The 22,848-nt window shown below is 63.0% G+C and carries 20 protein-coding genes, 1 tRNA gene and 1 pseudogene; 2 read left to right on the top strand and 20 right to left on the bottom strand.

All coding sequences use genetic code 11. The annotated features are described in order from the left end of the window. Positions 1-3 precede the first annotated feature (3 nt). The 3 genes from GXH28_RS04830 to GXH28_RS04820 are packed head-to-tail and all read right to left on the bottom strand — an operon-like array spanning position 4 to position 3,523. Positions 4-1,029, bottom strand: a complete 1,026-nt coding sequence (locus GXH28_RS04830) for a glycosyltransferase family 4 protein (RefSeq protein ID WP_169237884.1) — start codon at positions 1,027-1,029, stop codon at positions 4-6. Positions 1,030-1,031: 2 nt separating this feature from the next. Then, positions 1,032-1,958, bottom strand: a complete 927-nt coding sequence (locus GXH28_RS04825; RefSeq protein ID WP_169237883.1) for an FkbM family methyltransferase — start codon at positions 1,956-1,958, stop codon at positions 1,032-1,034. Between the two features lie 5 nt (positions 1,959-1,963). Then, positions 1,964-3,523 (bottom strand): oligosaccharide flippase family protein, encoded by a 1,560-nt coding sequence (locus GXH28_RS04820; protein ID WP_169237882.1) that lies wholly within the window; start codon positions 3,521-3,523, stop codon positions 1,964-1,966. Positions 3,524-3,739: 216 nt separating this feature from the next. On the opposite strand from GXH28_RS04820, the gene GXH28_RS04815 reads away from it, so the two are divergent. Continuing rightward, entirely contained in the window at positions 3,740-3,982 is a 243-nt protein-coding gene (locus GXH28_RS04815; RefSeq protein ID WP_169237881.1) for a hypothetical protein, read from the top strand. Here GXH28_RS04815 and GXH28_RS04810 read toward each other — a convergent pair. The 8 genes and pseudogenes from GXH28_RS04810 to GXH28_RS16950 form a co-directional block, all read right to left on the bottom strand. Continuing rightward, a complete protein-coding gene (locus tag GXH28_RS04810; protein ID WP_169237932.1) occupies positions 3,958-4,707 on the bottom strand; it encodes an ABC transporter ATP-binding protein in 750 nt (249 codons plus the stop codon). The genes GXH28_RS04815 and GXH28_RS04810 overlap by 25 nt on opposite strands. Before the next feature lie 32 nt (positions 4,708-4,739). Next, complete coding sequence (locus tag GXH28_RS04805) at positions 4,740-5,630, bottom strand: ABC transporter ATP-binding protein (protein ID WP_169237880.1); 891 nt, start codon at positions 5,628-5,630, stop codon at positions 4,740-4,742. Positions 5,631-5,637: 7 nt separating this feature from the next. Next, the gene (locus tag GXH28_RS04800) at positions 5,638-7,476 is read right to left on the bottom strand and encodes an ABC transporter permease (RefSeq protein WP_169237879.1); all 1,839 of its coding nucleotides are present in this window, start codon (positions 7,474-7,476) and stop codon (positions 5,638-5,640) included. 6 nt (positions 7,477-7,482) lie between these two features. Further along, on the bottom strand, positions 7,483-8,517 hold the full coding sequence (locus tag GXH28_RS04795; RefSeq protein WP_169237878.1) for a uroporphyrinogen decarboxylase family protein: 1,035 nt from the start codon (positions 8,515-8,517) through the stop codon (positions 7,483-7,485). Between the two features lie 73 nt (positions 8,518-8,590). Then, the gene (locus GXH28_RS04790; protein ID WP_169237877.1) at positions 8,591-9,745 is read right to left on the bottom strand and encodes an ABC transporter substrate-binding protein; all 1,155 of its coding nucleotides are present in this window, start codon (positions 9,743-9,745) and stop codon (positions 8,591-8,593) included. Positions 9,746-10,134: 389 nt separating this feature from the next. Beyond that, positions 10,135-10,431: an FAD-dependent oxidoreductase gene (locus tag GXH28_RS16630; protein ID WP_255464521.1), complete on the bottom strand. Its 297-nt coding sequence runs from the start codon at positions 10,429-10,431 to the stop codon at positions 10,135-10,137. 58 nt (positions 10,432-10,489) lie between these two features. After that, a pseudogene (locus GXH28_RS16625) lies at positions 10,490-10,879 on the bottom strand (FAD-dependent oxidoreductase); the annotation flags it as partial. Then, positions 10,821-11,459, bottom strand: a complete 639-nt coding sequence (locus GXH28_RS16950; RefSeq protein ID WP_445082642.1) for an FAD-dependent oxidoreductase — start codon at positions 11,457-11,459, stop codon at positions 10,821-10,823. The pseudogene GXH28_RS16625 and the gene GXH28_RS16950, both read right to left, overlap by 59 nt. A 248-nt stretch (positions 11,460-11,707) precedes the next feature. On the opposite strand from GXH28_RS16950, the gene GXH28_RS04780 reads away from it, so the two are divergent. Next, positions 11,708-12,469, top strand: a complete 762-nt coding sequence (locus GXH28_RS04780; protein ID WP_169237876.1) for an SDR family NAD(P)-dependent oxidoreductase — start codon at positions 11,708-11,710, stop codon at positions 12,467-12,469. A gap of 10 nt (positions 12,470-12,479) precedes the next feature. Here the strand turns inward: GXH28_RS04780 and GXH28_RS04775 are convergent, their stop codons facing one another. The 9 genes from GXH28_RS04775 to GXH28_RS04735 all read right to left on the bottom strand — a co-directional run bounded on the left by GXH28_RS04775 (position 12,480) and on the right by GXH28_RS04735 (position 22,723). Then, a complete protein-coding gene (locus GXH28_RS04775) occupies positions 12,480-13,772 on the bottom strand; it encodes an enolase C-terminal domain-like protein (protein ID WP_169237875.1) in 1,293 nt (430 codons plus the stop codon). Positions 13,773-13,845: 73 nt separating this feature from the next. Then, positions 13,846-13,918: transfer RNA gene (locus GXH28_RS04770), tRNA-Met, on the bottom strand. Between the two features lie 34 nt (positions 13,919-13,952). After that, on the bottom strand, positions 13,953-14,972 hold the full coding sequence (locus GXH28_RS04765; RefSeq protein ID WP_169237874.1) for a Gfo/Idh/MocA family protein: 1,020 nt from the start codon (positions 14,970-14,972) through the stop codon (positions 13,953-13,955). Continuing rightward, a complete protein-coding gene (locus tag GXH28_RS04760; protein ID WP_169237873.1) occupies positions 14,969-16,108 on the bottom strand; it encodes a Gfo/Idh/MocA family protein in 1,140 nt (379 codons plus the stop codon). Before GXH28_RS04760 ends, GXH28_RS04765 begins: the two co-directional genes overlap by 4 nt. 89 nt (positions 16,109-16,197) lie before the next feature. Further along, a complete protein-coding gene (locus GXH28_RS04755) occupies positions 16,198-16,965 on the bottom strand; it encodes an SDR family NAD(P)-dependent oxidoreductase (RefSeq protein WP_169237872.1) in 768 nt (255 codons plus the stop codon). A gap of 85 nt (positions 16,966-17,050) precedes the next feature. Continuing rightward, positions 17,051-19,105, bottom strand: a complete 2,055-nt coding sequence (locus tag GXH28_RS04750; RefSeq protein ID WP_240550188.1) for an ABC transporter ATP-binding protein — start codon at positions 19,103-19,105, stop codon at positions 17,051-17,053. 87 nt (positions 19,106-19,192) lie between these two features. Continuing rightward, positions 19,193-21,169 (bottom strand): ABC transporter ATP-binding protein, encoded by a 1,977-nt coding sequence (locus GXH28_RS04745; protein WP_169237871.1) that lies wholly within the window; start codon positions 21,167-21,169, stop codon positions 19,193-19,195. A 43-nt stretch (positions 21,170-21,212) separates the two neighbouring features. Further along, complete coding sequence (locus GXH28_RS04740) at positions 21,213-21,692, bottom strand: MarR family winged helix-turn-helix transcriptional regulator (RefSeq protein WP_169237870.1); 480 nt, start codon at positions 21,690-21,692, stop codon at positions 21,213-21,215. 149 nt (positions 21,693-21,841) lie between these two features. Then, entirely contained in the window at positions 21,842-22,723 is an 882-nt protein-coding gene (locus GXH28_RS04735; protein ID WP_169237869.1) for an amino acid ABC transporter permease, read from the bottom strand. Positions 22,724-22,848: the final 125 nt, after the last annotated feature.

The raw sequence follows: 22,848 nt of genomic DNA, 5'->3' as shown, positions 1-22,848 counted from the left end.
GGCTCACAGTTTTCTACTGAATACGGCTTCCAGTTCTTCTTTAAGTAATTGCCGGCGGTGGGTCAGCGTGAAGTGATTGAGCACACGCCGACGGGCCGCCTTGCCCAGCTCTGGTCTGGCGAGGGCTTCAGCGATGCCGCGGGCCAGCGCCGGCGGATCGTTGAACGGCGTCAGGATGCCGGTCTCGCCCACGGTCTCTGGCATGGCGTAACGATTGGCGACCACAGGCACACATTCACAGGCCATCGCTTCGGCCAACGAGACCCCGAACCCCTCGTGAGCCGAAGCTTGGACGTAGACGCGCGCTCCTTGAAACGCCTGCGCGCATTCGGCAGCCGAAAAGCGCCGCTCGGTGAACTGTACGTTTGGTCCGGCGATGCGCTTCAGATAATCTATGCTGTCGTCCACAAATGCACCGATCACCAAGAACTCGACGTCGGGCAGGTAAGCAGCCGCGCGCACAAACGGTTCGATCCCCTTTTGCAACAGCGCCGCGCGCGAAATGGCGTGGCAAGCGGTGACAGCGCGCTGTGCGCGTGGCGCATCGCTAGGTCTGAACAGATCGGTGTCCACGGCCAGATGGGCCGTGCGCATGCGGCGTGGGCGCCCGTAACACAGCACTTCTTGCGCGGAGGAGTTTGAGAAGGGTAACACGGCATCGCTCAGGCGCATCACAAAGGCAAACAGTTTGCGCTTCACCGGATCACCCATGTCCCCCCATTGAATGTCCGGCACCCAAGTAGCGTCTATGCCGCCGGTGACGATGATCAGCTTGCGCCGCAGGGCTTTGGTGATGAGCGCCAGCAGCGGCGTGTATTTAGCGAGCACGAAGTAGGCAAATACGCCATCAGCGCGCTGGCGGATCAGGGCATCGAGCAGGCGCGTGTAATAGGTATAACGCTGAAAGCCGGCGCATTCCGCTAAATCCAGCGGGATCACTTCAGTCCATTCCGACAATAGGCGGATGTCGGTGGTCATGAAGCCTGGGTTGATGCGGGGTGCGGTGAAGATCAGTCGCAAGGGATGCATGGTCAAGCATTCTCCATTGTCACTGACGCACCACCCAAACGTGCTAGCACATGCTCCACTTGAGATGCCGGGATAAACAGGCCGTTTAAGGTAATCTTTGGGTTGTGGATCAGCTTTTCAGGTTGGAGTGGCTGTACGCAAAGTTGTGCTGAACTGCGCGGCCCGATGTTTACCTCGAAACCCCGATAGCCCAGATCGTTCAAATAACCGATGAGGTCGCTCACACTTCGTCCAAAGCGCTGATGATACGATTCCATTAATTCGCACAAAATCAGCGGTTGATTGCGGCGCAGCAAGCGGTATGCGCCGCACAGAGCCTCTAACTCGGCCCCTTCAACATCTATCTTCAAAAAGCTGATCTGTTCCTCGCCCAGTACGTCATCCAAGCGCTGTGCAGGGACAGATATGACATGAGTTTGTCGGCCAAACTCGGGTTTTTTAAGACCGGATACCGCCGGGTCTGACTCGACGTAATAAAAATCTAACATCCCCGGATGGTCAGATAGAGCGATCTGGTGAACCTCAATTTTAGGAGCCAAGCGTGGGTTCAGTGCGATGTTGGCGCGCATACGCCTGTAAGTCTCCGGTGCCGGCTCAAAAGCAATGACCCGCGCTGCGTACTTGGCCGCCAGTAAAGCGTACACACCGATATGAGCTCCGATATCTACAACCACGCTATCGCCGCTGAGCAATCTCGGGATGAGCAGCAGATCAGACTCAAGAGCGAATGCATTTCCAAAGAAGTATCCGCGAAACTGTGGCACGCGCAGGTCCAATTCAATGACGATGGTATCGTCAATCGTAATACGCTCAATCGGCGAGATTCGTGCGAGCAATCTTCCTGCACCGGTACCTCTGATTTGATGCAGGATGGGCACCTGTGTAGCTAGTGTGCGCGCGAAGTGCCTGAGTTTTGAGATAAGCGCCATGATTATCAATCCCTTTGAGATGCTTTCCCCATCGCTGACGCAGGCTGCCTGCGCCAGAGTCGCCAGAGATAACTGATCTGTGCGGTAAACTGCTTGGGCTGAAGAAGCAGCGCAAAGAGGAAAAACCCCGATGTACCCCAGCCCATTTTCCAGGCGACAGATAGCCACAACGAGTCGTGCGTATCGAGCAGTCTCACCAAGATCAGATAAGCTGCACAGGTGAGCGCTGCCGCCGCCAGCGGCCCTGCAAAGATGGGCCACAACTTCATTTCAAGATGCCTGCTGAACAAGCGATAGGCTGTCGCGAATGCAATACCGAGCGCCAGCGTAACGGCAACAGCAGTTCCGCCGGCTGAGAGCGTCGCAGTCAGGAGCGTGCCAATGATGGCGAGTAGGACGAGTTGCATCACCGAGACCCCAAGCGCCCAACGGGGCTCTCCGATGCCGACCAAGATTGCCCGACTATTCTCCCAGAGTGGCCTCAGGACAGCAGCGATGAGCAAAAGGCGCAAGAGTGGAACAGCCGGCGTCCATTGTTCGCCGTACAGCAGCATTACCAGATCGGGTGCGCTGAGGAACAGCGTCAGCGCTACCGGAATGGCAACGTTGGCTGAAATCCAGAGCATCATCGTCACTGAGCGTTGAAGCTGCTGTGCGCTCTCGCGCACCTGGCTATAGGTGAACACAGCAGCCCGCTCGATGACGGTGTTCAATAAGAGCGTCGGCCATTGCGCGAGACGATAAGCGCGATCATAGTATCCCAAGGTGGTTGTGCCGGCGAGTGTGCCCAGGATGAAGTTATCGGCGCTGGTCAGTAGGTTGGCAACGAAGGTGCTTAGGCCGGTGGGCGTGCCGAATGACAAGTATTGGCGCGCGAGCGCCGGCCGATAGCGCCAGCGCAGGCGCAACAGGTCGCGTCGCGCAAAAAAAACATACGCCAGAATACCCATGAGCACCAGCACGGTGTAGGTGACCGTTTGACTCGCCAGGCTGTACTGCCCCATGCCTTGCCAAGCCAGCCAAAACGCCGGCCCATACGACAGTGGCGTAGCCAGGGCTGTTGCAACGCTTAGCGGCTTGTAGTGCAGGTTCGCTTCGAAGACGATGGCGAATGGCATTACCCAACTCCCTGCAAATGACAATATGCACATTGCTAACATGGCGATTGCTGTCATCGGGGCATAGCCCAGCGCCAGCAAGACGGGCGTAGCTAGTAGCGCGAGCAGCAACGTGCCTGCGCCCATCACAACGCTGAGGATGGCCAGTGTTCCTATCGTCTCGCCGTTGACTTCGCGCTGTTGCGCAAAAGCAAAATTCAAACCCACTTTGCTTTGCAGATCGAAGAGGGTGTAGAAAAACATCGCCAGCGCAAACTCGCCGTAAATGGCCGGCGTGAGCAGGCGGATCAGCGCGATATTGGCGACAAAGCCAAAGCCGATGACCCAGTATGAGCCAAGCGCCACCCACACGCCGTTGCGCACTGCGCGATAGGCCAGCGGGGTAGCCGATTGTAGCGAGTTTTCACGCCTATCTTGAGTTTCTGCTTGGGATGGTCCTTTTACCATGGGCGAGTTTGAACGAAAGCCCCCCTGACAGGCACGAGGCGGGTTCTAGGCCGGTTGCACTCATGATAACCCCATCGCCCGCTCCGGCCCCGCCACGCGCTTCACCCCGCGCATCCCTACCCCACGCTGCCAAATCCGCCCAATCATCCGCTCAACACGATCATTCGTCGCCGGCGCCTCCGCCCACCTCCGATCCCGTCCATATCGCTCCCATTGATGGTGTCGGTGATCGCCAACGCGCTGATGTTCACGTTGCAAGAGCGCGACCCGCTGCGCGCCAGCGTGTGGTTGTTGGTGGCGCCGGTGTTTTCGCCATCTGCCAGCAGCCCGGGGCCGGGCGAGCCGATTCGCGCATTCGACGTGGGCGGCGCGGCCCTGGTGGTGGGCGGCCTGGTCATCGCCAGCGTGGTAGATGTGAGGCGCACCCTGACCATTCAGCGCGCGTCGCCGCCCAGATAGGCGTCGCGCACCTCCGAGCTGCCGAGCAGATCGCGCGCTGCGCCTTCCAGCACGATGTGGCCGTTTTGCAGCACGTAGCCACGGTGAGCGATTTGCAGGGCCAGGTTGGCGTTCTGCTCCACCATGAACACCGTCACGCCCTGCTGGTTGATGTGCTGGATCAGGTCGAGCACTCGGTCCACGAACAAGGGGGAAAGCCCCATCGTCGGCTCGTCCATGCAGATCAGCTTCGGACGGCTCATCAGCGCACGCGCCATGGCTAGCATCTGCTGCTCGCCGCCGCTGAGCACGCCGGCGCGTTGGTCCAGCCGCTGGCGCAGGCGAGGAAAACGCTCCAGCATTTGTTCGTAGTCGCGCCGCACTTCTTCGCGGTCGGCGCGCGCATATGCGCCCATCAGCAGGTTCTCGCGCACGGTCATCTCGGGGAAGATGCGACGCGATTCCGGCACCGACGCAATGCCGCGTCGGATGATCTGCGGCGTCGGCAGGTCGGTGATCGGTTGGCCGTCGAACAGCACGCGGCCCGCGCGCGGCTTGACCAAGCCAAGGATCACTTTCATGGTGGTGCTTTTGCCGCTGGCGTTGCCGCCCAGCAGACACACGATCTCTCCCCGGCAGACATGCAGATTCAAGCCGAAGTGCACCTGCAACACGCCATAGAAGGTCTGAATGCCCTCAAGCTGGAGCAGGAAGGGCGCGGATGCCGGCAGCATCGCTTGCGCCATCGGTGTTGAGGGGGGCGCGACCGGGGCGTTCATCAGCTCACCGAAGAAGGGCGCGTCTGCGCCAGAACGGCGCGCCGATCGTCTTCGCCGGCCGGCTGCACATCCCGCGCATCGCTGCCCGGACGCTTATGGCCCAAGTAGGCTTCGATCACCTTCGGGTCGTTGCGCACGCTTTGGGGCACGCCTTCGGCGATCTTGCGCCCGTCGTCCATGACGATGACGCGGTCGGAAAGCTGCATCACCAGCGACAGCTTATGCTCGATCAGCAAGAGGGTCAGGCCGCGTCCCTTGAGGGAGCGGATGAATTCGAGCATCTCGGCGGTCTCGGTTGGATTCATGCCGGCGGTTGGCTCGTCCAACAAGAGCAGTCGAGGGCGCAACGCCAACGCGCGGGCGATCTCGGTGCGCCGACGGTTGGCATAGGAGAGGCTATAGGCCGGCTGGTCGGCGCGCGGCAGCAGCCGGTCGCCGAACAAGGCCAGCACGTCGCGCGCTTCCTCGCGCAGCCGCCGATGCTCCTCACGCCACGCCGGCGGCTGAACCAGCGCCAGCGCTAACTCGGCGATCATGCCCAGCACCGGCGCGCGCAAGCGATGCGCCGCCTGGCGCGTGTGCGCCCCGATCAGCACGTTATCCAGCACGCTCAGGTTGCCGAACACGCGCCCGTGCTGAAAAGTGCGCGCGATGCCCAGCGCGGCCAACTTCTCCGGCGGCCAACCGGTGATTGGGCGCCCATCCAACAACACCTGGCCGGCATCCGGCTTGTCCAGGCCGGTGATCAGGTTGAACAGCGTGGTCTTGCCTGCGCCGTTCGGCCCGATCACGCTCACCGTCTCGCCCGCCTCGACAGTCAGATCCACACCGTCCACCGCAACGACCCCGCCGAATTCGCGGCGCAGGCCGCGAACTTCTAACAGCGCCATGCCTGCCTCACACCGTCCCCAGCAACCCCTGGGGGCGAAAGCGCACCAACAACAGCAACACGACGCCGTAGATCAGATAGCGCGCATCGGCCAGCGGACGGAACAGCTCCGGCAGCGCCGTTAGCGCGATGGCGCCGACGACCGCGCCGCTCATGTTGCCCATCCCGCCCAAGATGACCATCGTCAGGCCGAGGATCGAAGTCGTCGCCGCGAAGGTCTCGTTGTTGATATACGAATACATGTGCGCCGTGAACGCCCCGCTCAGCCCGGCGATGAACCCGCCAGCGATGAACGCCAGCGCCTTGTAGCGGTTCAGCGAGACGCCGAAGGCGCGCGCGGCAACCTCGTCCTCGCGCATGGCGCGCCACGTCCGGCCGAGGTGCGACTGCATCAGCCGCCATTGGAAGAGCGCGGCGACGACCAGCATCGCCAGGGCAAACCAGTAGATCGGCGACGTCTCGATGATCGGCAGGCCGAACAACGACAGCGGCGGGATGTTGCTCAGACCCAACACACCATTGGTCAACCCTTCCCAGTTGAGGATGATCTGATTGATCACCTCGCCGATGCCCAGCGTGGCCAGCGCCACGTATTGGCTGCGCAGGCGGAAGACCGGCCACGTGAGCAGCGTGCCCAGCGCCGCCGCAATGGCCGCGCCGGCGAGCAACGACAGCTCCAACGGCCAACCCAGGCGCATAGCCAACAAGGCCGAGGCGTAGCCACCGATGGCCAGGAAGCCCGCCTGGCCAAGCGACATCTGCCCCGCCGTGCCGGTGACCAGCGTGATGCTCAACGCCAGCATGGCGAACAGCCAGGCGTTGGTGAAGATTTGCAAGAGGTAGGGGTTGGATGAGATGAAAGGCAAGAGGACGGCGGCGACCAACCCGCCGATGACCACAAACCGCGGGACGCGCACCGGCCTGCTATTCGCCACGAACGTGCCGGTGAGCGGCTCAGGGGGCATCGCGCGACGCGCGCCGAACAAGCCAGTCGGTCGCAGCACCAGCACGCCGATGAGGATGACGAAGGTGAACAGGTTGCGGTAGGTCGAGCCAAGCAGCGCGACGCCAAACGTCTCGATCAGGCCCAGCAGCAAGCCGCCGATCACGGCACCGGGCACGCTGCCCAGCCCACCCAGCAGGTTGGCCGCAAAGCCCTTGAGCATCGCGCCGTAGCTCATGGTCGGATAGACCGAGGTGAAATACATGCCGATCATCACGCCGCCGATGCCGCCTAGAACCGCCGCGACCGCAAACGTGAGCGCCTGGATCGCGTTTACGTCCACGCCCATCTGTTGCGCTGCCTCGCGATCCTGCGCCGTCGCGCGCAGCGCCCAGCCCAGCCGCGTGAAGCGCAGAAAGGCAAACAACATCGCCGCGCTGGTGACCGTGATGACAGCGATGAGCGCGTCGAGCGCGCCGATGCTAACCCCGCCCAACATGACGCGCGTCGCCGGCAGCGGGCTGGGGAAAGACTGCGGGTTGGGCGAGAAGATGAGCTGCACCAACTGGTCGAGCGCAAAGCTGATGCCGATGGTAGCCAGCAACGGCGCGATGCGCGCTTCGCTCTGTAGCCGGCGCAGCCCAAGGCGTTCGATCAGCACGCCGAGCGCCGCACAGGCCACGGCGACCACAATGAACGTCGGCCCCAACGGCCAACCCAGCCAGGTCACGCACACCCATCCCACGTAGGCGCCGATCATGTACACCGAGCCATGGGCAAAGTTGATTAGGTTGGCCACCCCGAAGATGAGGGCGAGGCCGATGGCGATCAGCGCGTAGATGTTGCCGATGACCAGCCCGTTGACGAGCTGGTCGGCCAGTGTGCGCAGCGTGAACTCAGGCATGGGCGATCAGGCCGATAGAGGCAGCTCGGCGGCGCGACGCAGCGCGTGCAAGTTGGCCTCAGGTGCGTCCACGCTCACGCCGCAACCCGGCGCCAGCATAAAGCGGCGTCCGCCGGTGGCGCGAATGGCTTGTTGCGCTTCGGCGATGACGTCATCCGGCGCGCCGGTTTGCAGCGTCTTCAGCTCGTCCACCCCACCGACGAGTGTGCGCTGCGTCAGACATTGCGCCGCGCCCACGGTGGGGTTGTCCTGGTTGAGCGTGGCCCAATTGATGGCATGCACCGGATAGTCCATCACCGCGTCGAAGTACACCTGCGGGCCGCACACATGCAACAGGTTGAACGGCGCGCCCTGCACCGCGCCGAGCACGCGCAGGTCGTAGGGCCGGCCAAACTGGGCATATTCTGTTTCCGTCAGCACACTGCGACGGGCAAGCTTGACGATGGCGAAGAAGATGCCGCTGGCCCCGGCGTCCACCGCCGCAGCGGCGTAGCCGGCCAGCGCGTCGGCGATCACGCTCAGCGCGTGGTGAACCCCCTGTGGATTCTCGGCGATGGCGCGCCGGATGCCGTCGTACTGCGCCTGGATCAACTGGCCGGCGTCGTGCTGATCCGCGCGCGCCATCAGGAACGCCAGCACCGACAACGGTGAGAACACCGTCTGCACGAAGTGTGCTTCGCCGATGCCGGCTTTCACCCGCCGCACCAGGTCGAGATGTTCGGCAAAGACGCCGCCTTTGGGATCCACCGGCTCGAGTCGGTCGAGGTCGGCCGGCGAGCGAATCGGGCCATCCACCAGCCTGGGGAAGACCGAGGCGTAGTCGCCGAAATCGTAGCGGTTGCCCCACGCTTCGGCGTAGTATGTCGCGCGCGGGTTCAACTTCAGCCAATCCCAATCGAACGCGCGAAAGTGGGCGAGGCTGGCCATAGCTAATCGCTCGGCCGAGACTTCCTCGGGCACAAAATGCCGCCAAGCCGACACCGGCACCCGATCTACCGGTTCGCCCTTGAGCGCGGCTTCCACGCGCTCGCGTTTGTTCATGTTCATGATGATCTTCCGGCTCAGAGACTCAGTTCCTGCTAGAAAACTGGTCTCTGAGCCTCTGAGCCCTGACTCACCGGCCGGCCTTCTGGCTGCCGTCCCAAGTGACGAATTTGCCGTCCTTCACGATCAGGTCCACGAACTGCGGGTTGGCCACACGACGCGTCTCGGGGTTGAAGGTCACTTTGCCGTAGATCACGCTGGGCACATCCTTGATCTTGGTGAAAGCGTCGCGGATGGCCTTGCGGTCCGGGCCGGCGATTTCGATCAGCGCCGCGACGATGTTCATCGTGTCGTAGGCGTGGGCGGCGAAGAAGTCCGGCTCTTCGTTGTATTTGGCGCGATAGGCCTGCACGAAGGCTTGCACAGTTGGGCGGGGGTCTTCGGGCGAGAACTGGCCGCGAATGTACACGCCTTCCACCGCAGCGCCACCCAGCCGCAGGAAATCCGGCGAGTGCAGCGAAGACGCGCCGACGATGGGCACCTTGAGGTCGGTAGTCGCCAACTGCTGCACGATCTGCGCGCCGTCGGCCTGATACGAGATCAGCACGATGCCGTCGGGCTGGGCGTCGCGCACGCGCGTCAGCGCCGAGCGGAAATCCTTCTCGTCGGGCAGATACGCCTCGGCAGCGACGATCTCCGCGCCGATCTTCTGAGCGTGCTTTTGGAAGAGGTCATAGGTGGCCTTGCCCCAGTCGGTGTTCAGGTAGAACACCGCCAGCCGGTTCAGGCCCAGCGTGTTGTGCGCGAACTCCGCCAGCGCCGGCGACAGGTCGGCCTGCGTCGCGGAGTTGCTCCACATGTAGTCGCCGCCCTTGGTGAAGTCGGGGTGCGAGTTGGTGAAGCCGAATTGCACCAGGCCGGCGCGCTGATAGATCGGCGAAGCGGCCATCGAGGCCGGGCTGCTGAAGTCGCCTAGCTCGATCACGATGCGGGGGTCGGCGACAAACTTCTGCGCCACGACGACGGATTGCTTCGGGTCGCTCTGCGAGTCCTCAAAGATGTATTCGAGCTTGCGCCCACGCACACCGCCTTTGCCGTTGATCGCGTCGAGCGCAAGGTCGAATCCTTTCTTCCATTGCACGCCGTAGCGCGCATTCGGGCCGGTGAGCGGGCCGCTCACGCCGATGTAGATCGGCTCAGTCGAAGCCGCCGGCTGGGCTGGCGCAGCCTGGTCGGGCAACTTGGCGGCCGGCGGCGGTTGCACTGCGCAAGCCGATACGGCCATTGCCAACGCTGCAAAGACGCTCAAAAGGTTCAGTTTGCTTCTCCGCACAGAAGCGCATCGGTTGAAGAAACGGTTCATATTGACCTCAAGTTCAGGGATAACAACGCCGAAGGACGAACTCCGGCGCCAACGAAAGATACACTTCAAGAGAAGAGCAGTGCGCGCGCACTGCAGCGACGGAGCGTGATAGACGCGGGCAAAAAGGGCGCGCGGGCTTACCTGCGCTGGTCGGTTCCAGGCCGGCTCGCCCGCGCGGTACACAAGCACGCCTTCCCGATGCAGCAGAGACACATCGGATGAGTCGTGCGCCGTGATTTCGTGATTTGACGTGAACGCATGGGCATCGCTTGACCTGTTGACGCAGATGTTAACGAGATGTGCGGCGCTTGTCAATGGCCACGGCAACCGAGATCCCGTGGGACGCTGCGCTCGCTCAGCCGCTCCCGAAAGCGCACAAGCTGCATCGCGTCGTCGCGCACGCGGCGCGCTATGGCCCCCGCCTCACAGCAGAGCGCAGCCCGCGCGCCGGCGCTCTCCCCGATGTTCCACTCGACCGGATACAGGCGATAGGCGCCGTTGGTCAAGTGCGTCACACCGATGTTCTTGCACGCGGCGATGAGGTTCTCCGTGCGACGCGGGATGAGCGCGCCAAGTGGGATCTGGAACGGCAGGGTCGGCTCGAACATGGATTCGGGGATTGCCGACGGCCGGATGCAGATCCATGGGATACCAGCCGACGCCGACCAAGTCGGGCCAAGCCGCCTGCTTGGCGTCCGGCTGCAGCGCCGCCAAGATGTCCTGCTCGACGATGCGCGTGAGCGCGACGATCTGGCGCGACTCACGGATGTAAGGGAACTTGGACAAGCCGTCGGGCGTGCCCATCACCTCGGGCCGCAGCTTCAGTTCAGGGTAGCCGAAGCCGCCCTCGTCGCGCGGGCATTCGGTTTGCAGCCAATACAGGAAGCCAAGTGAAAGCCGCTTGGCTTCGTCCAGCGCTGCCGCCCGATCCGCGGGCGAAACGTCAATGATGCTGCGCCAGTGATAGTCATTGCTGTTCCAGTTGATCAGGGCGAGATCACGCAGGCCATGTTCCCGTGCGGGTCGAGCAACGCCTGTGAGAGCAACCGGCGACACGTCCAGAACGGCAAGCCGGTGACACCCGGCGCGAACATCTTGAACGGGCGCGGGCTGCCGTCCCGTTTGCGCAGCACCAGGGTGTACGGTTGTGCATCGCGCATGTACTCATAGCCAGGGGCTTTTCGATCACGTGACGCTCGCCAGGGCAATATTCGACCGCGAAACAGTAGGTGAAGCTTTGCACCTCACCGGGTCGCGCTCCGGGCGGCGCGTCCGGCTCACCGGTGTCGGCACGCGACTCTGCGCCGGTGACGTATTCCGTCCCTGTCAACGGCAGCAGGTCGCCCAATTCGGTGGCGTCCAGGAAGAAGCGTGCACGAATCGTCACTTCGGCAAGCTCAGCGACCATAGCAGCTCGAGCAGATGCGTCTGAAGCAACGGTCTGCAGTCGAACTTCGACCACGCGATCGTCTCGCACCACCGCCGACTGCGGTGTGCTATTGAGCAAGATGGCCAATCGGCCGCTCGCGATATGCAGTGCAAGCATCGCCTGCAGCGCAGCCGACCCGATGCGCGGCTCGAAGCACAGCCGGCTCACCCAGCCATCGCCGGGGTTGAGTGGCCGGCCATCGGGCATGGTCGGCACGCCATAGCGCGCCCGGTAATGCGCGCGGATTGCCTCGCGCAGCGCCATGTAGCTGCGTGTGCCACCCCAGGTCTCAATGTGTCGGTCAGCACGACGGATCGGCCGGCCTCACACGCCGCCAGCGCCGCTGCTACACCTCCCAAGCTACCACCCACCGATCACGGCAACGTCTACGTCATAGATCATCGCCGCGAGTATAGTGTGCAACTCAGCTCATTCAATCGTCCAAATCATCAACCATGTCCAACCTACGTTTCGCTGCACCGAAAGAGCGCCGGCTGGCCATCGTCACCGGCGGCGGACGCGGCATCGGCGCAGCGGCAGCCATTCGCCTGGCCGAAGAGGGCCGCGACATCGTCATCGCCGACCTAGACGAAGCCGAAGCCGCCGAAACGTTGGCCGCTATCGAAGCGCTCGGCCAGCGTGCGCTGTTCATCAAAACCGACGCCGCAGACGAGGTGGCCGTACACGCAATGGTGGCACAGGCGGTCGAGACATTCGGCCGGCTCGACATCTTGATCTGCTGCGCCGGGATCTTCGGTCGAGAGACGCCTTTCCTGGAGATGACGAGCGACTACTTCGACCGCATCATGAAAGTGAACGTGTATGGCGTCTTCTACTGCCATCAAGCGGCTATCCCGCATATGCTCCGGCAGCGCTGGGGGCGTTGCGTGACCATCACCAGCGGCGCCCGGCTGGGGGCGACACACAACGTCCCCTACGGCGTAAGCAAGGGCGCAGTCTGGTCGCTCATCATGGCGCTTGGCAACGCTTACCCGAACCAGGGCGTGTTCGTGAACGGCGTCGAGCCAGGGCGCGTGCTGACCCAGATGGTCGTGCCACGCTTCTCCAAGGAACACTTGGAGAACCCTGGCGTGCCGATCGGCCGCTATGCCGACGCCGAAGAGATCGCCGAGGTGATCGCCTTCCTGGCCTCGGAACGCAACACCTACACCACCGGTGCGGTGTGGAGCGTGAAAGGCGCAAGCGGCTGGAGCTGAAGTATCAACCTTACCAGCGCGTCTCCATGAATTTCCAGCCCGGTTGCACCTTCTGCATCTCGGCCTCGTCGTCGCGCTCGGTCAAGCCGCACTTGACGTAGTTCTCGTGCAGCCTGGCCAGCATGGCACGGTCGAGTTCGACCCCCAGCCCAGGCGCATCGCCGACGACCAAATCGCCATCGTCAAATTGCAGGCGCCCGCCGACGATCACTTCTTCGCACTGCCAGGGATAATGCGTGTCGCAGGCGTAGGTCAGATTGGGCACTGCGGCTGCCAGATGCGCCATCGCCCGCAGCGAGATGCCGACGTGGCTGTTCGAGTGCATCGAAAGCCCGCGCCCGAACGTGCGGCAGATGCGCGCCAGCTCGACCGACGCGCGCAGCCCGCCCCAGAAGTGGTGATCGCTTAGGATGATGTGCTCGCTGCCCAGCCGCACGCTGCCGGGGAGGTCCTCAAACGACGTGGTGCACATGTTCGTCGCCAGCGGGATATTCACTGCCTTCGCCACCTGCGCCATGCCCTCCTGCCCACGGGTCGGGTCTTCGAGATACTCCAGCGCGCCCTCCATTTGCTTGCCATACCGGATCGCTGTCTCAACCGACCACACCGCGTTCGGATCCAGTCGCAGCGGCGTGTGCGGTCCGAACGCCTCGCGCAGCGCAAAGATCGTGTCCACTTCGATCTGCGGCGCGAACACACCCCCCTTCAGCTTGAGCGACTTGAAGCCGAACTCGCGACACATCGCCTGCGCCTGGGCGACGATGCCATCGGGGGTGAGCGCCGCCGCCTGGCGCGCGGCAGCCCAGTCGGTCGCCTTTGGATCAATGGCAAAGCCCAATTCCCCACCGGCACCTTCGTACTTGTAGAACAGGTACGCTGAGAACGGCACGCGGTCGCGCACCTTGCCGCCCAGCAGGTCGCACACCGGCCTGCCAACCGCTTTGCCGATCAAGTCCAGGCAGGCGACCTCGACCGCGCCGAACGCCCGCGCCGCGCGCCGGCTGTGAATGGTAGTGCGCATGGGTTGCCAGTCGCCGCTCGTCGCGCTGCCGAAGTGCGCTTCGATGTCGCGCGCGATCGCATTCAACCGGAACGGATCGCGGCCCACAACCAAGTGGCGCACGCTTTCGAGATCGGCAAGCACATCTGCGCCGCCGGGCAGCTCGCTCACGCCGTAGATGTTGTCGTCGCTCACCACCTCGACGATCACGCGCAACGCATACGGCGCGTGCAGGCCGGCGGCATTCAACAACGGCGGATCCGAGATGGCGATGGGGGTGACGTGAAAATCGGCGATGCGCATGATGCGCCGGTTTTAGCACAACCTGCGCCGCTTCAAAAGCGACCAGCCCGACGCCGAAGCGGCCGGGCTGCGATGGTGACGACAGGACTTGAACCTGTGACCAAGGGCTTATGAGTCCCCTGCTCTACCGACTGAGCTACGTCACCGGAGAATTGACGACGCCAATTTTACCATTACGCTTCAACGCGCAAGGTGGGCCGGTTCGGGAATGCCGCCCGTCGCGCGCAGCAACGTCTCCTGTACGAGCAACTCATGCGCGAGCGGCCGGTCAGGCATCTGCGCGCCCGTGATGGTGCGGATGAACGCCTCCAACTCCAGGTTGTAGAGCTGCTGGCGAGATTGCGGCGACACAGGGACGACGTGCTCGCCAGCCTCGAAGCCGCCGCCGGCCTCTTCCAGACACAAGCGCAACGCGCGCGCCGGCTCGAACGGGTCGAGCAAAATCGCGCTGCCTTTGATGCCATAGACCTCGAACCGGCGCGCCATCGGTCGCGGCTCCATCGCCGCGATGTCCACGAAGGCGATGGCGCGCTCGAACTCGAACACACCCAGAGTATTGTCTTTGAACGCAGGCACGATGCCGCTGTCGTTGCGCAGGAAGGCTGTCACCCGCTGCGGCCGACCGAGCAACCAGACGATCTGATCGAGCATGTGGCCGGCCAGGTCGTAGAAGATGCCGCCGGCGTGTGTGCTGATCACCTCGCGCGCCGCCGGCGTGAGCCAGGTGGACATGTGCGCACGGACGGCAAAGACATCGCCTAGAAGTCCGCTCTTTACCCATTCGGCGATTTGCTGAAAGCCGTAGTGGTAGCGAAACATGTAGCCCATCTGGATGTGCACGCCCTGCTGTTCGGCGAGGTGGACGACGCGCTGCCAATGCGCCCAATCGTCGCCTGCCGGCTTGTCGTACCACACATGTTTGCCTGCGCGCACGATCTGCTCGGTGTGCGCCAGGCCCTCTGCGTTCAGCCCTTCCGAGGCGATGGCAACGATGGTCGGGTCGTCGAGCATCTCGCGCGGATCATCGAACCAGTGGACGCGCCGGAACGATTCACTCTCGCGCGACAGCCGCTTGCGCTGCGCGGGATCAGGCTCGTATACGCCGGCCAGCTCGACCTGCGGGTTGGTCTGCATGGCCAGCAACTTGCCTTCGGCATGGCCATGCTTGGTGCCGTATTGCGCCATGCGGATCTTGCTCATAGCGGGGCATAGACATCCGGCTCGTCGTCGCTGATCATGCGCTCACCACGCAACAGGAAGGCGCGAATGTCGTAACGCCCCGGCCGCTGCGGCACAAGATGACCCGACTCGACCATCAGATCGAGTGGGTTGACGCGCGTCTGCAACGGCAGCGTCACTTTCTCATGGCAGCGCGCCGATTCGTACACGGCGTGGATCATCTCCAGCGCCTTGTAGCCGTGGGCGGCTTCGCCGCGATGGGTCGCGATCTTGCCCTCGATCCAATCAGCCAACTCATCGGCCTGCGCCGCGCCACCCTCCAGCCATTCGAACTGCGCGCCCTGCTCAGCGGCCTTGAAGAACTTGCCATCCGGTGTGTGGGTCTGCCACCGGCCGTTGGTCTCGGCGTTGAGAAGTTGCGCCTGTTCCGTCGTCAACTGGATCATGCCGGCGCTGCCGACGATCAACGCGCCCTGAAAATAGTGAGGGACGAGATCGCTCAATAGCAGTGCACGCGCGCCGCTGCGAAACTGAAACACACCGATCGCGCAGTCCTCGATACGCGTGTTGCGCTCATACCGGTCGCTCTTACGTTCGACGTTGCCCATCACCCACTCGCACTCATCATCACCCAACAGATAGCGATACATGTCCGTTTGATGCGAGCTGAAGTTGGGCAAGCCGTCGCCACCCAGGCTTTGGATCAACTGCACCTGACCGATGGCGCCTCGAGCGATCCACTCGCGGGCGAGGGTGTAGGCCGGCAGGAAGCGGCGCTGGTGCGCGATGGCCAGCTTAACCTGGTTGCGCCGGCAGGCGATGATCATTTGCTCGGCGCGACCGAGCGTATCGGCCATCGGCTTTTCGCACAAGATGGCTTTAGGACGGTGCGCTGCCGCGGCGATCGTCCAGGTCGCGTGGCCGATGTGCCAGGTGCAGACCGAGACGACATCGGGCTTCTCCCGCTTCAGCATCTCGCGTGCGTCGGTGTAATGCCGGGGCAGGATGCGGAACTGTTGATCCACTTCGTGCATGGCCGAGGTGTTCAGATCGGCCAGCGCGACGATCTCGAAGCGGCCGCAGTCCAGATAGCCGCGAATGTGGTTGCGCGCGATCAGGCCGCAGCCAATCACTGCAACGCGATGCAGCGTAGGCATAGTGGGGTGATGAAGTCAAACGCAAAACGTCACACTTGAGGCGAAAGACGCTAGACGCAAGCCCAAGGACGCACCACGTGATGCGTCGCTCAGATCGCCGTGTAGCCACCATCCACGCACAGCACCTGGCCGGTGATCATGCGCGCCGCGTCCGAGGCCAAGAAGACCACCGCGCCGGCGATCTCCTCCGGCTCGGCGATGCGTCCCATCGGAATCTTCTCCAGGTTCTTCGCGAAGGCGGGGTTCTGCAGCGCTTTCTCCAGCATCTCGGTGCGCGTGAACGTCGGCGCGACCGCATTGACAGTGATCCGATGCGGCGCGAACTCGGCAGCCAGCGAGCGGGTGAGCTGGCCGACTGCGCCCTTGGCGCCGGCGTAGATCGAGCGCAGCGGCCCGCCGACAACACCGACCTGCGAGGTGATGTTGATGATGCGCCCGGCGACGCCGCGCTCGATCATGCTGCGAACCACCGTGGTGGTCATGAAGAACGCGCCCTTGAAGTTCACATCGGAGATGCGGTCGAAATCTTCCTCGGTGTAATCGAGAGCGGGCTTGGGCGCGTTGTAGCCGGCGTTGTTCACCAGCACGTCAATCCGGCCGAAGTGCTCCAGCGTCGCGTCTACGAACGCGCGAATGCTGTTCAGGTCAGCCACATCTAAGCGCCACGCTTCGGCGCGGCGGCCGAGCGCCCGGCATTCGGCCGCGACAGCCTCACATTCCTCAACCGTGCGGCTGCCCAGGGCGAGATCTGCGCCCCACTGCGCGCAGACAAGCGCGATGGATTTGCCGATGCCTTTCCCCGCGCCGGTGACGACGACGATTTTGCCGTTTAGGTCGAAGCTCAGAGGTGTGGTCATGATGGCGCCCATTGTAGTGGGCGACGTCACTTCATGCACAACCACGGGGGATAGGCGATGTTGCGAAGGTCGCGACGGCGCCGCGTCACGCCGGCTGCAGCTTTGGCGCCCGCGCCATGTCCTCCGGCGCAGGGGCGCGACCATCGTCGCCATCGGTTGGGCTATCGCCGCGCCAGAATTGGCTCATGTACAGCTCGTAGTAGAAGCCTTTGCGTTCGAGCAGCTCGCGGTGCGTGCCGCGCTCGACGATGCGCCCCTTGTTCAACACCAGCAGCATATCGGCGTTCTGGATCGTGCTCAGCCGATGCGCGATGACAAAGCTGGTGCGGCCCTGCAACAGGTGATCGAAGGCCGCCTGGATCAGCCGCTCGGTGCGCGTATCCACCGACGAAGTCGCCTCGTCCAGGATCAGGATGCGCGGGTTCGCCAGCGTCGCGCGAGCGATGGCAAGCAGTTGGCGCTGTCCCTGGCTCAGGCCCGCGCCGCGCTCGCCCAGCACGGTCTGGTAGCCCTGCGGTAGGCGCTCGATGAACTGGTCGGCGCGCGCCAGCTTCGCTGCGGCGATGCACTCTTCATCCGTTGCGTCCGGACGCCCAAACCGAATGTTCTCCATCACCGTCGCGCTGAACAGGAATGTGTCCTGTAGCACGATGCCGATCTGCCGACGCAGGCTCTCCTGAGTCACATCGCGCACGTCAACCCCATCAATCATGACGGCGCCATTGGTCACGTCGTAGAAGCGCGGGATCAGGTTGACGAGGGTGGTCTTGCCTGCGCCGGTCGGCCCAACGATAGCGATGGTCTGACCCGGCTGGGCCGTGAAGCTCACATCCTGGAGCACCGGTTCGCCTGGGTTGTACTCCGCCGTCACATGCGAGAAGGTCACTTCGCCCTTGATGGGCGGCATGGGGATGGCGCCCGGCTTATCCACGATGTCCGGCTTTTCATCGAGTAAGTTGAAGATGCGTTCGGCGCCGGCGATGGCGTTCTGCAGATTGGTCCACAGCACGGCGATCTGCTGGATCGGCTGGTTGAAGCGCTGCACGTAACCCAGAAAGGCGATGATCAAGCCGAGAGAGACCGTCGCGCCGAGCAGCGTCCCGCTGCCGAGCAACGCTGCGCCGCCGGCGCACGTGACGATGGCCAACGCCACGTAGCCCAGCGCTTCGAGCGTCGGGGCGAGCGCGCTGGTGAACGACACCGCGCGCACATTGGCGTCGCGGTTGGCCGCGTTCACCACTTTGAAGTTCTCGATGTTCTCGTCGGCGCGGTTGAAGGCCTGCACCTCGCGCACAGCGGCGATGGTCTCCTGCAGTTCGGCGTTGACGCTGCCCATCTCTTTACGGCTTTGGCGAAAGGCCCGGCGCGCCTGCGACGAGAACCAGAACGTGGCCCCGATCATGAAAGGGAGCACCGCCATGCTCAGCAGCGCGAAGGGCAGGCTCAGCGTCAGCATCTTATAGACGATCCAGATCAACAGCAGCGCACCGCTGAAGACGTTGACGAAAGCAAAGCCGAGCGCCTGTTGGATCGCCTCGGCATCGGCAGTGATGCGCGTCATCAGGTCGCCGGCATCATGCTTGGTGTAGTAGCCCAGCGACAGGCGATGCAAGTGCTTGAACACATCTATGCGCATCGCGCGCAGCACGCGCTGGCCCACCCAGGCCATGCTGAAGAACATCGAGCCGGTCAGTGCAGCGCCGATGACGTAGAAGAACACGATGAACAGCGTCAGGCGGCCGAGGCCGGCGATGCGGTCGCCTAGCGTGATTGCTTCCGACGGCGAAGGGAAGCCGCCGGCCAAAAACACCGATCGGATCAGGTTTTGCGTAAAGCCTTGGGGGGGCGCCTCGGCCGCCAGCCAGCAATTGGCCTGTGCGTTCTGCTGCACTGGGCCGGCCGGCGCTTGCATCACGCTTGATGCGATCGGCGTCAGGTAGCAGTCCACCGTCTGGCCGATCAACTCCGGGTTGATCACCTGCGCCCACGTGGACACGATCATGAATGCCAGCACGGCCAGCAAAATCGGCCACTGCTGACGGAAGTAGCGCCAGAGACGCCGTAGCGTCACCAAGACGTGGGTCGGCTTGGGCGCCGTCTGGCTCATCATTCGGCGCATGGCTTCGGGGTTATTGAACATCTTTTCGCCTCTGGTGCGTCCTGCGCTTGCGCTTCACATCTGACGCTGATACTTCGCGCCGAGCCGTCGCGCGGCGCGTGATGAATCCTACGCCGTCGCCGCGGCCAACGATGGCCGCGCATCCTGATGCGCGTCATCCACCAACTGCGAGCGATAAATCTCGGCATAGATCGGGCTTTCTTCGAGCAATGTTTCGTGCTTGCCGCGTGCGACGATCCGGCCTTTGTCTAACACCAGGATTTGATCCGCGTTCATCACCGTGCTGATGCGTTGGGCGATGACGATGCTGGTGCGCCCTTTCATCAGCCGGTCGAGCGCGCGCCGGATGCGCACCTCGGTCGCCAGGTCCACGCTGCTGGTGCTGTCGTCGAGGATGAGGATGCGCGGATCGAGCAATAAGGCACGCGCGATGGCGATGCGCTGTTTCTGACCACCGCTCAACGTCGCGCCGCGCTCGCCCACCGGCGTGTCGTAGCCCTGCGGGAAAGCCATGATGAAGTCGTGCGCCGCCGCTGCCTGAGCGGCGGCAATCACCTCGTCCATCGTCGCATCGGGCTTGCCGAAGGCGATGTTGTCGCGGATCGTGCCGCTGAACAGCGTCGTCTCCTGCAGCACGATGCCGATCTGCGAGCGCAGCGAGTCAAGCGTGACATCGCGAATGTCGTAGCCGTCAATCTTCACGCTGCCCGCATTAGGATCGTAGAAGCGTGGGATGAGGTTGATGATGCTGGTCTTGCCGGATCCGGTCGCGCCGAGCAAGGCGATGGTCTGGCCAGGCTCAACGGTGAAGCTGACCTCTTGCAGCGCTGGCGCATCGCTGCCAGCATAGCGGAAGGTCACATGATCGAACTCAATGCGGCCCCGGACGGGCGGCAGCGAAATCGCATCCGGCTTTTCGGTCACGTCGCTCTTCGCATCGAGGATCTCGAAGATGCGCGCGGCCGACGCGCCGGCCTGTCCCACTTGCGTGACGATGATGCCGAGCTGAGCGATGGGCAGGAACAGATACACCAAATACAGGCTGAACTGTTGCCACTGGCCCAGCGTCAACGCGCCGTTGACAATCTGCACGCCGCCGAAATAGGTCACCGCCGCTTGTCCCAGGTTCGCCACCATGAAGATGACCGGGAAGAGGAAGGTGAACAAGCGTGAGACTTTGAGCTGCTGGTTCATCAGCGCGGTCGCTGCGCGCTCGAATTTTTCCTCTTCGCTTCGTTCGCGGGCGAACGCCTTAACGACTTTGATGCCGGCGATGTTCTCCTGCAGGATGGTGTTCAACACCGAGAGGCGCATCTGCACTTTGGCGAACAACGGCCCGCTCACCGCGCCGAACACCATGAACAGGATGAGCGCAATCGGCAGGATCGGCAATGTGACTAGCGCCAGTTGTGCGTTGGTGACGAAAAGGATGATCAACGTGCCCACGATCAGGATCAGCGCGCCGACGAGTTGCATCAACCCCTGGCCGATGAATAGGCGCACCTTCTCCACGTCATCGGTCGCGCGGATCATCAGTTGTCCGGTCTGGTTCCGATCGTGGTAGGCGAAGGAGAGCTGCTGGATTTTGGCATAGAGGTCGTTGCGGAGATCGTAGGCTACGGCTTGCGAGTTCTTCTCCGCCCAGAACGCCTGCAAGAAGGCGAAGACGCCGCGCACGGCAGCGAAAAGCACGATCGCCAGCCCGGCGGACACCAGCATCGCCGGCGCGTCGGCAACGTCGGCATTCAGCCGATCGGTGAGTTGCTGCAGCGACCAATCCGCAGGCAAGTTGGCGGCGGCCAGCAAGCGCGGCAACGCCTGAGCGGCCATGGCCTCCGGCAGTTGCGCTGCTGCGTCGAGCAAAAAGCGTGCGCGGGCGCCGACGGTGACGGCGTCAATGATATTGCTGACCAGCTTGGGCACGGCCAATTGCGCCAGCGTCGCGATGATGAGGAAGAGGTAAGGCAGCGCAGCCTGCAAGCGATAACGCTGAAGATAGGCCAGTGACCTGCGGATGGCCTTGGGATCGGCCGGCGGCGCATCGGGGCGCCCCCGGCGGCTTCGCGGCAATTGGGTGTTTTGCATATCGTTTCGATGCCTCCTCTCCGCAGAACTCATGCGGGCTTTGTCAACCCCTGCACTTTCGTTCTGGCCGATTGGCCAGCAGCGCCTCTACGAGTGCCGGATCATCCGTCATGGCCATGAGCAACTGATGCAGCAGGGCGCGCAGGCGTTTCGCGCGTTCGGTCCCCAGCACCTCGACGGAGCGGATGAACGCATCGTCGTCATGGATGGGTGGAATCGCCTGGAGCGCCCGTCGGCCGGCCTCGGTGACGATCAGCGGCGCGCGGCGGCGGTCGTTCGGGTCTTTGCCACGCACCAGGTACCCCTCGCGCTCCAGCTTATCTACTGCCGGCACCAGCGTGGACGGGGTGAGCAGCATATGGTTGCTCAACTCGCTGAGTGTACACGGCTCATCCGCCAGTCGGCGCAGCAAACCATACTGCAACACGCTCATGCCCGGCAGCGCCTCGTTGAGGCGCTGCTCCATGGCGCGCAGGTTGAATTTGGCGATGATGGAGATCAGAATGCGGATCTCGATAGCCAAATCAGGGGTCGTCCGAGATGGCCGTTTGCGGGAACGCACGGCAGCGGTCGTCATATCATTCGCAGGCGAAAGATTCGCCTGCGAATGTTACGCGGGCGTATGAGCGCCGAATGAGGGCAAGCTGAAAACGGAGAAAGGCGCGCCGGCGATCACCGGTCGCTGCGGGCCAGCCGGCGCTCGATGCGCGATTGGCCAGCTTGTAACAGGATGGTCAGCAGCCAGTAGAACGCTGCGGCAATCAGCAACGTCTCCATCGAATGGAAATACTGCTGGCCCACCTTCTGGGCGCGCCACAGCAGTTCCTGCACACCGATGACCGAGACCAGCGCCGAGTCTTTGGTCATGGCGATGAACTCGTTGCCGACCGGCGGAATGACGACGCGGAAGGCCTGCGGCAAGATGATCAGTCGCAGGGTCTGCCAGGGCGACATGCCCAGAGCATACGCCGCTTCGCTCTGGCCTTTGCTGATGGACTGGATGCCGGCGCGGAAGGTCTCGGTCATGTAGGCGCCGTAGTTGATCGCCAGCGCCAGAATCCCGGTAGGGACGGCGGGCAGCAACAGTAGGCTGCTGATGAAGGGATATTGTTGCTCGAAGCCGGGGATGAGCTTGTTGAGCTGCTGGTTGATCTGCGGGAGGCCGAAGAACAGCAGGAAGATCTGGATCAGGAAAGGCGTGCCGCGAATGAGCGAGACATAGAACGTGGCGATGCCGTAGGCGATGGGGTTCTTCGACAGCCGGCCCAGCGCCCCGAAGAACGCAAAGACAACCGCCAACGTGATCGAGACGACGGAGATGAACAACGTCATCACGATGCCCACGCGGAAGATGTCGTCCGTGCCGGCACCGTACACAATGAACCCCCACCACTCGCGCATGAACGTGGTGTCCAGACGAATTGCGGCCAGAAAGGCGAGGATGCAAGCGAAGATCGCGACCCAAACGAGGGCAACTTGGGCTTTGAAAGAGAGCGCGGCGCGCGGAGGACGCGGTTCGCTTCGTATAGGTGAGGGATAGAGCGGAGCGTCCATGCAGTAACGTCAGAAACAGGGCGATCTCGAGGATGTCGTCAGGGCCGGATCCCTCGACCAATCAGACCCCGAGGTTCTTGAAGCACCTCAGGGTCTGAGCTGATCCCACGGCGAAATGCTCCGCA

Origin of the sequence: Candidatus Roseilinea sp. NK_OTU-006 (genome assembly GCF_012931985.1) — a bacterium.
In the GTDB taxonomy this organism is placed as follows: domain Bacteria; phylum Chloroflexota; class Anaerolineae; order J036; family Brachytrichaceae; genus JAAFGM01.
The sequence above is the reverse complement of the archived record's forward strand: the minus strand, read 5'-3'. Positions and strand labels throughout refer to the sequence as shown.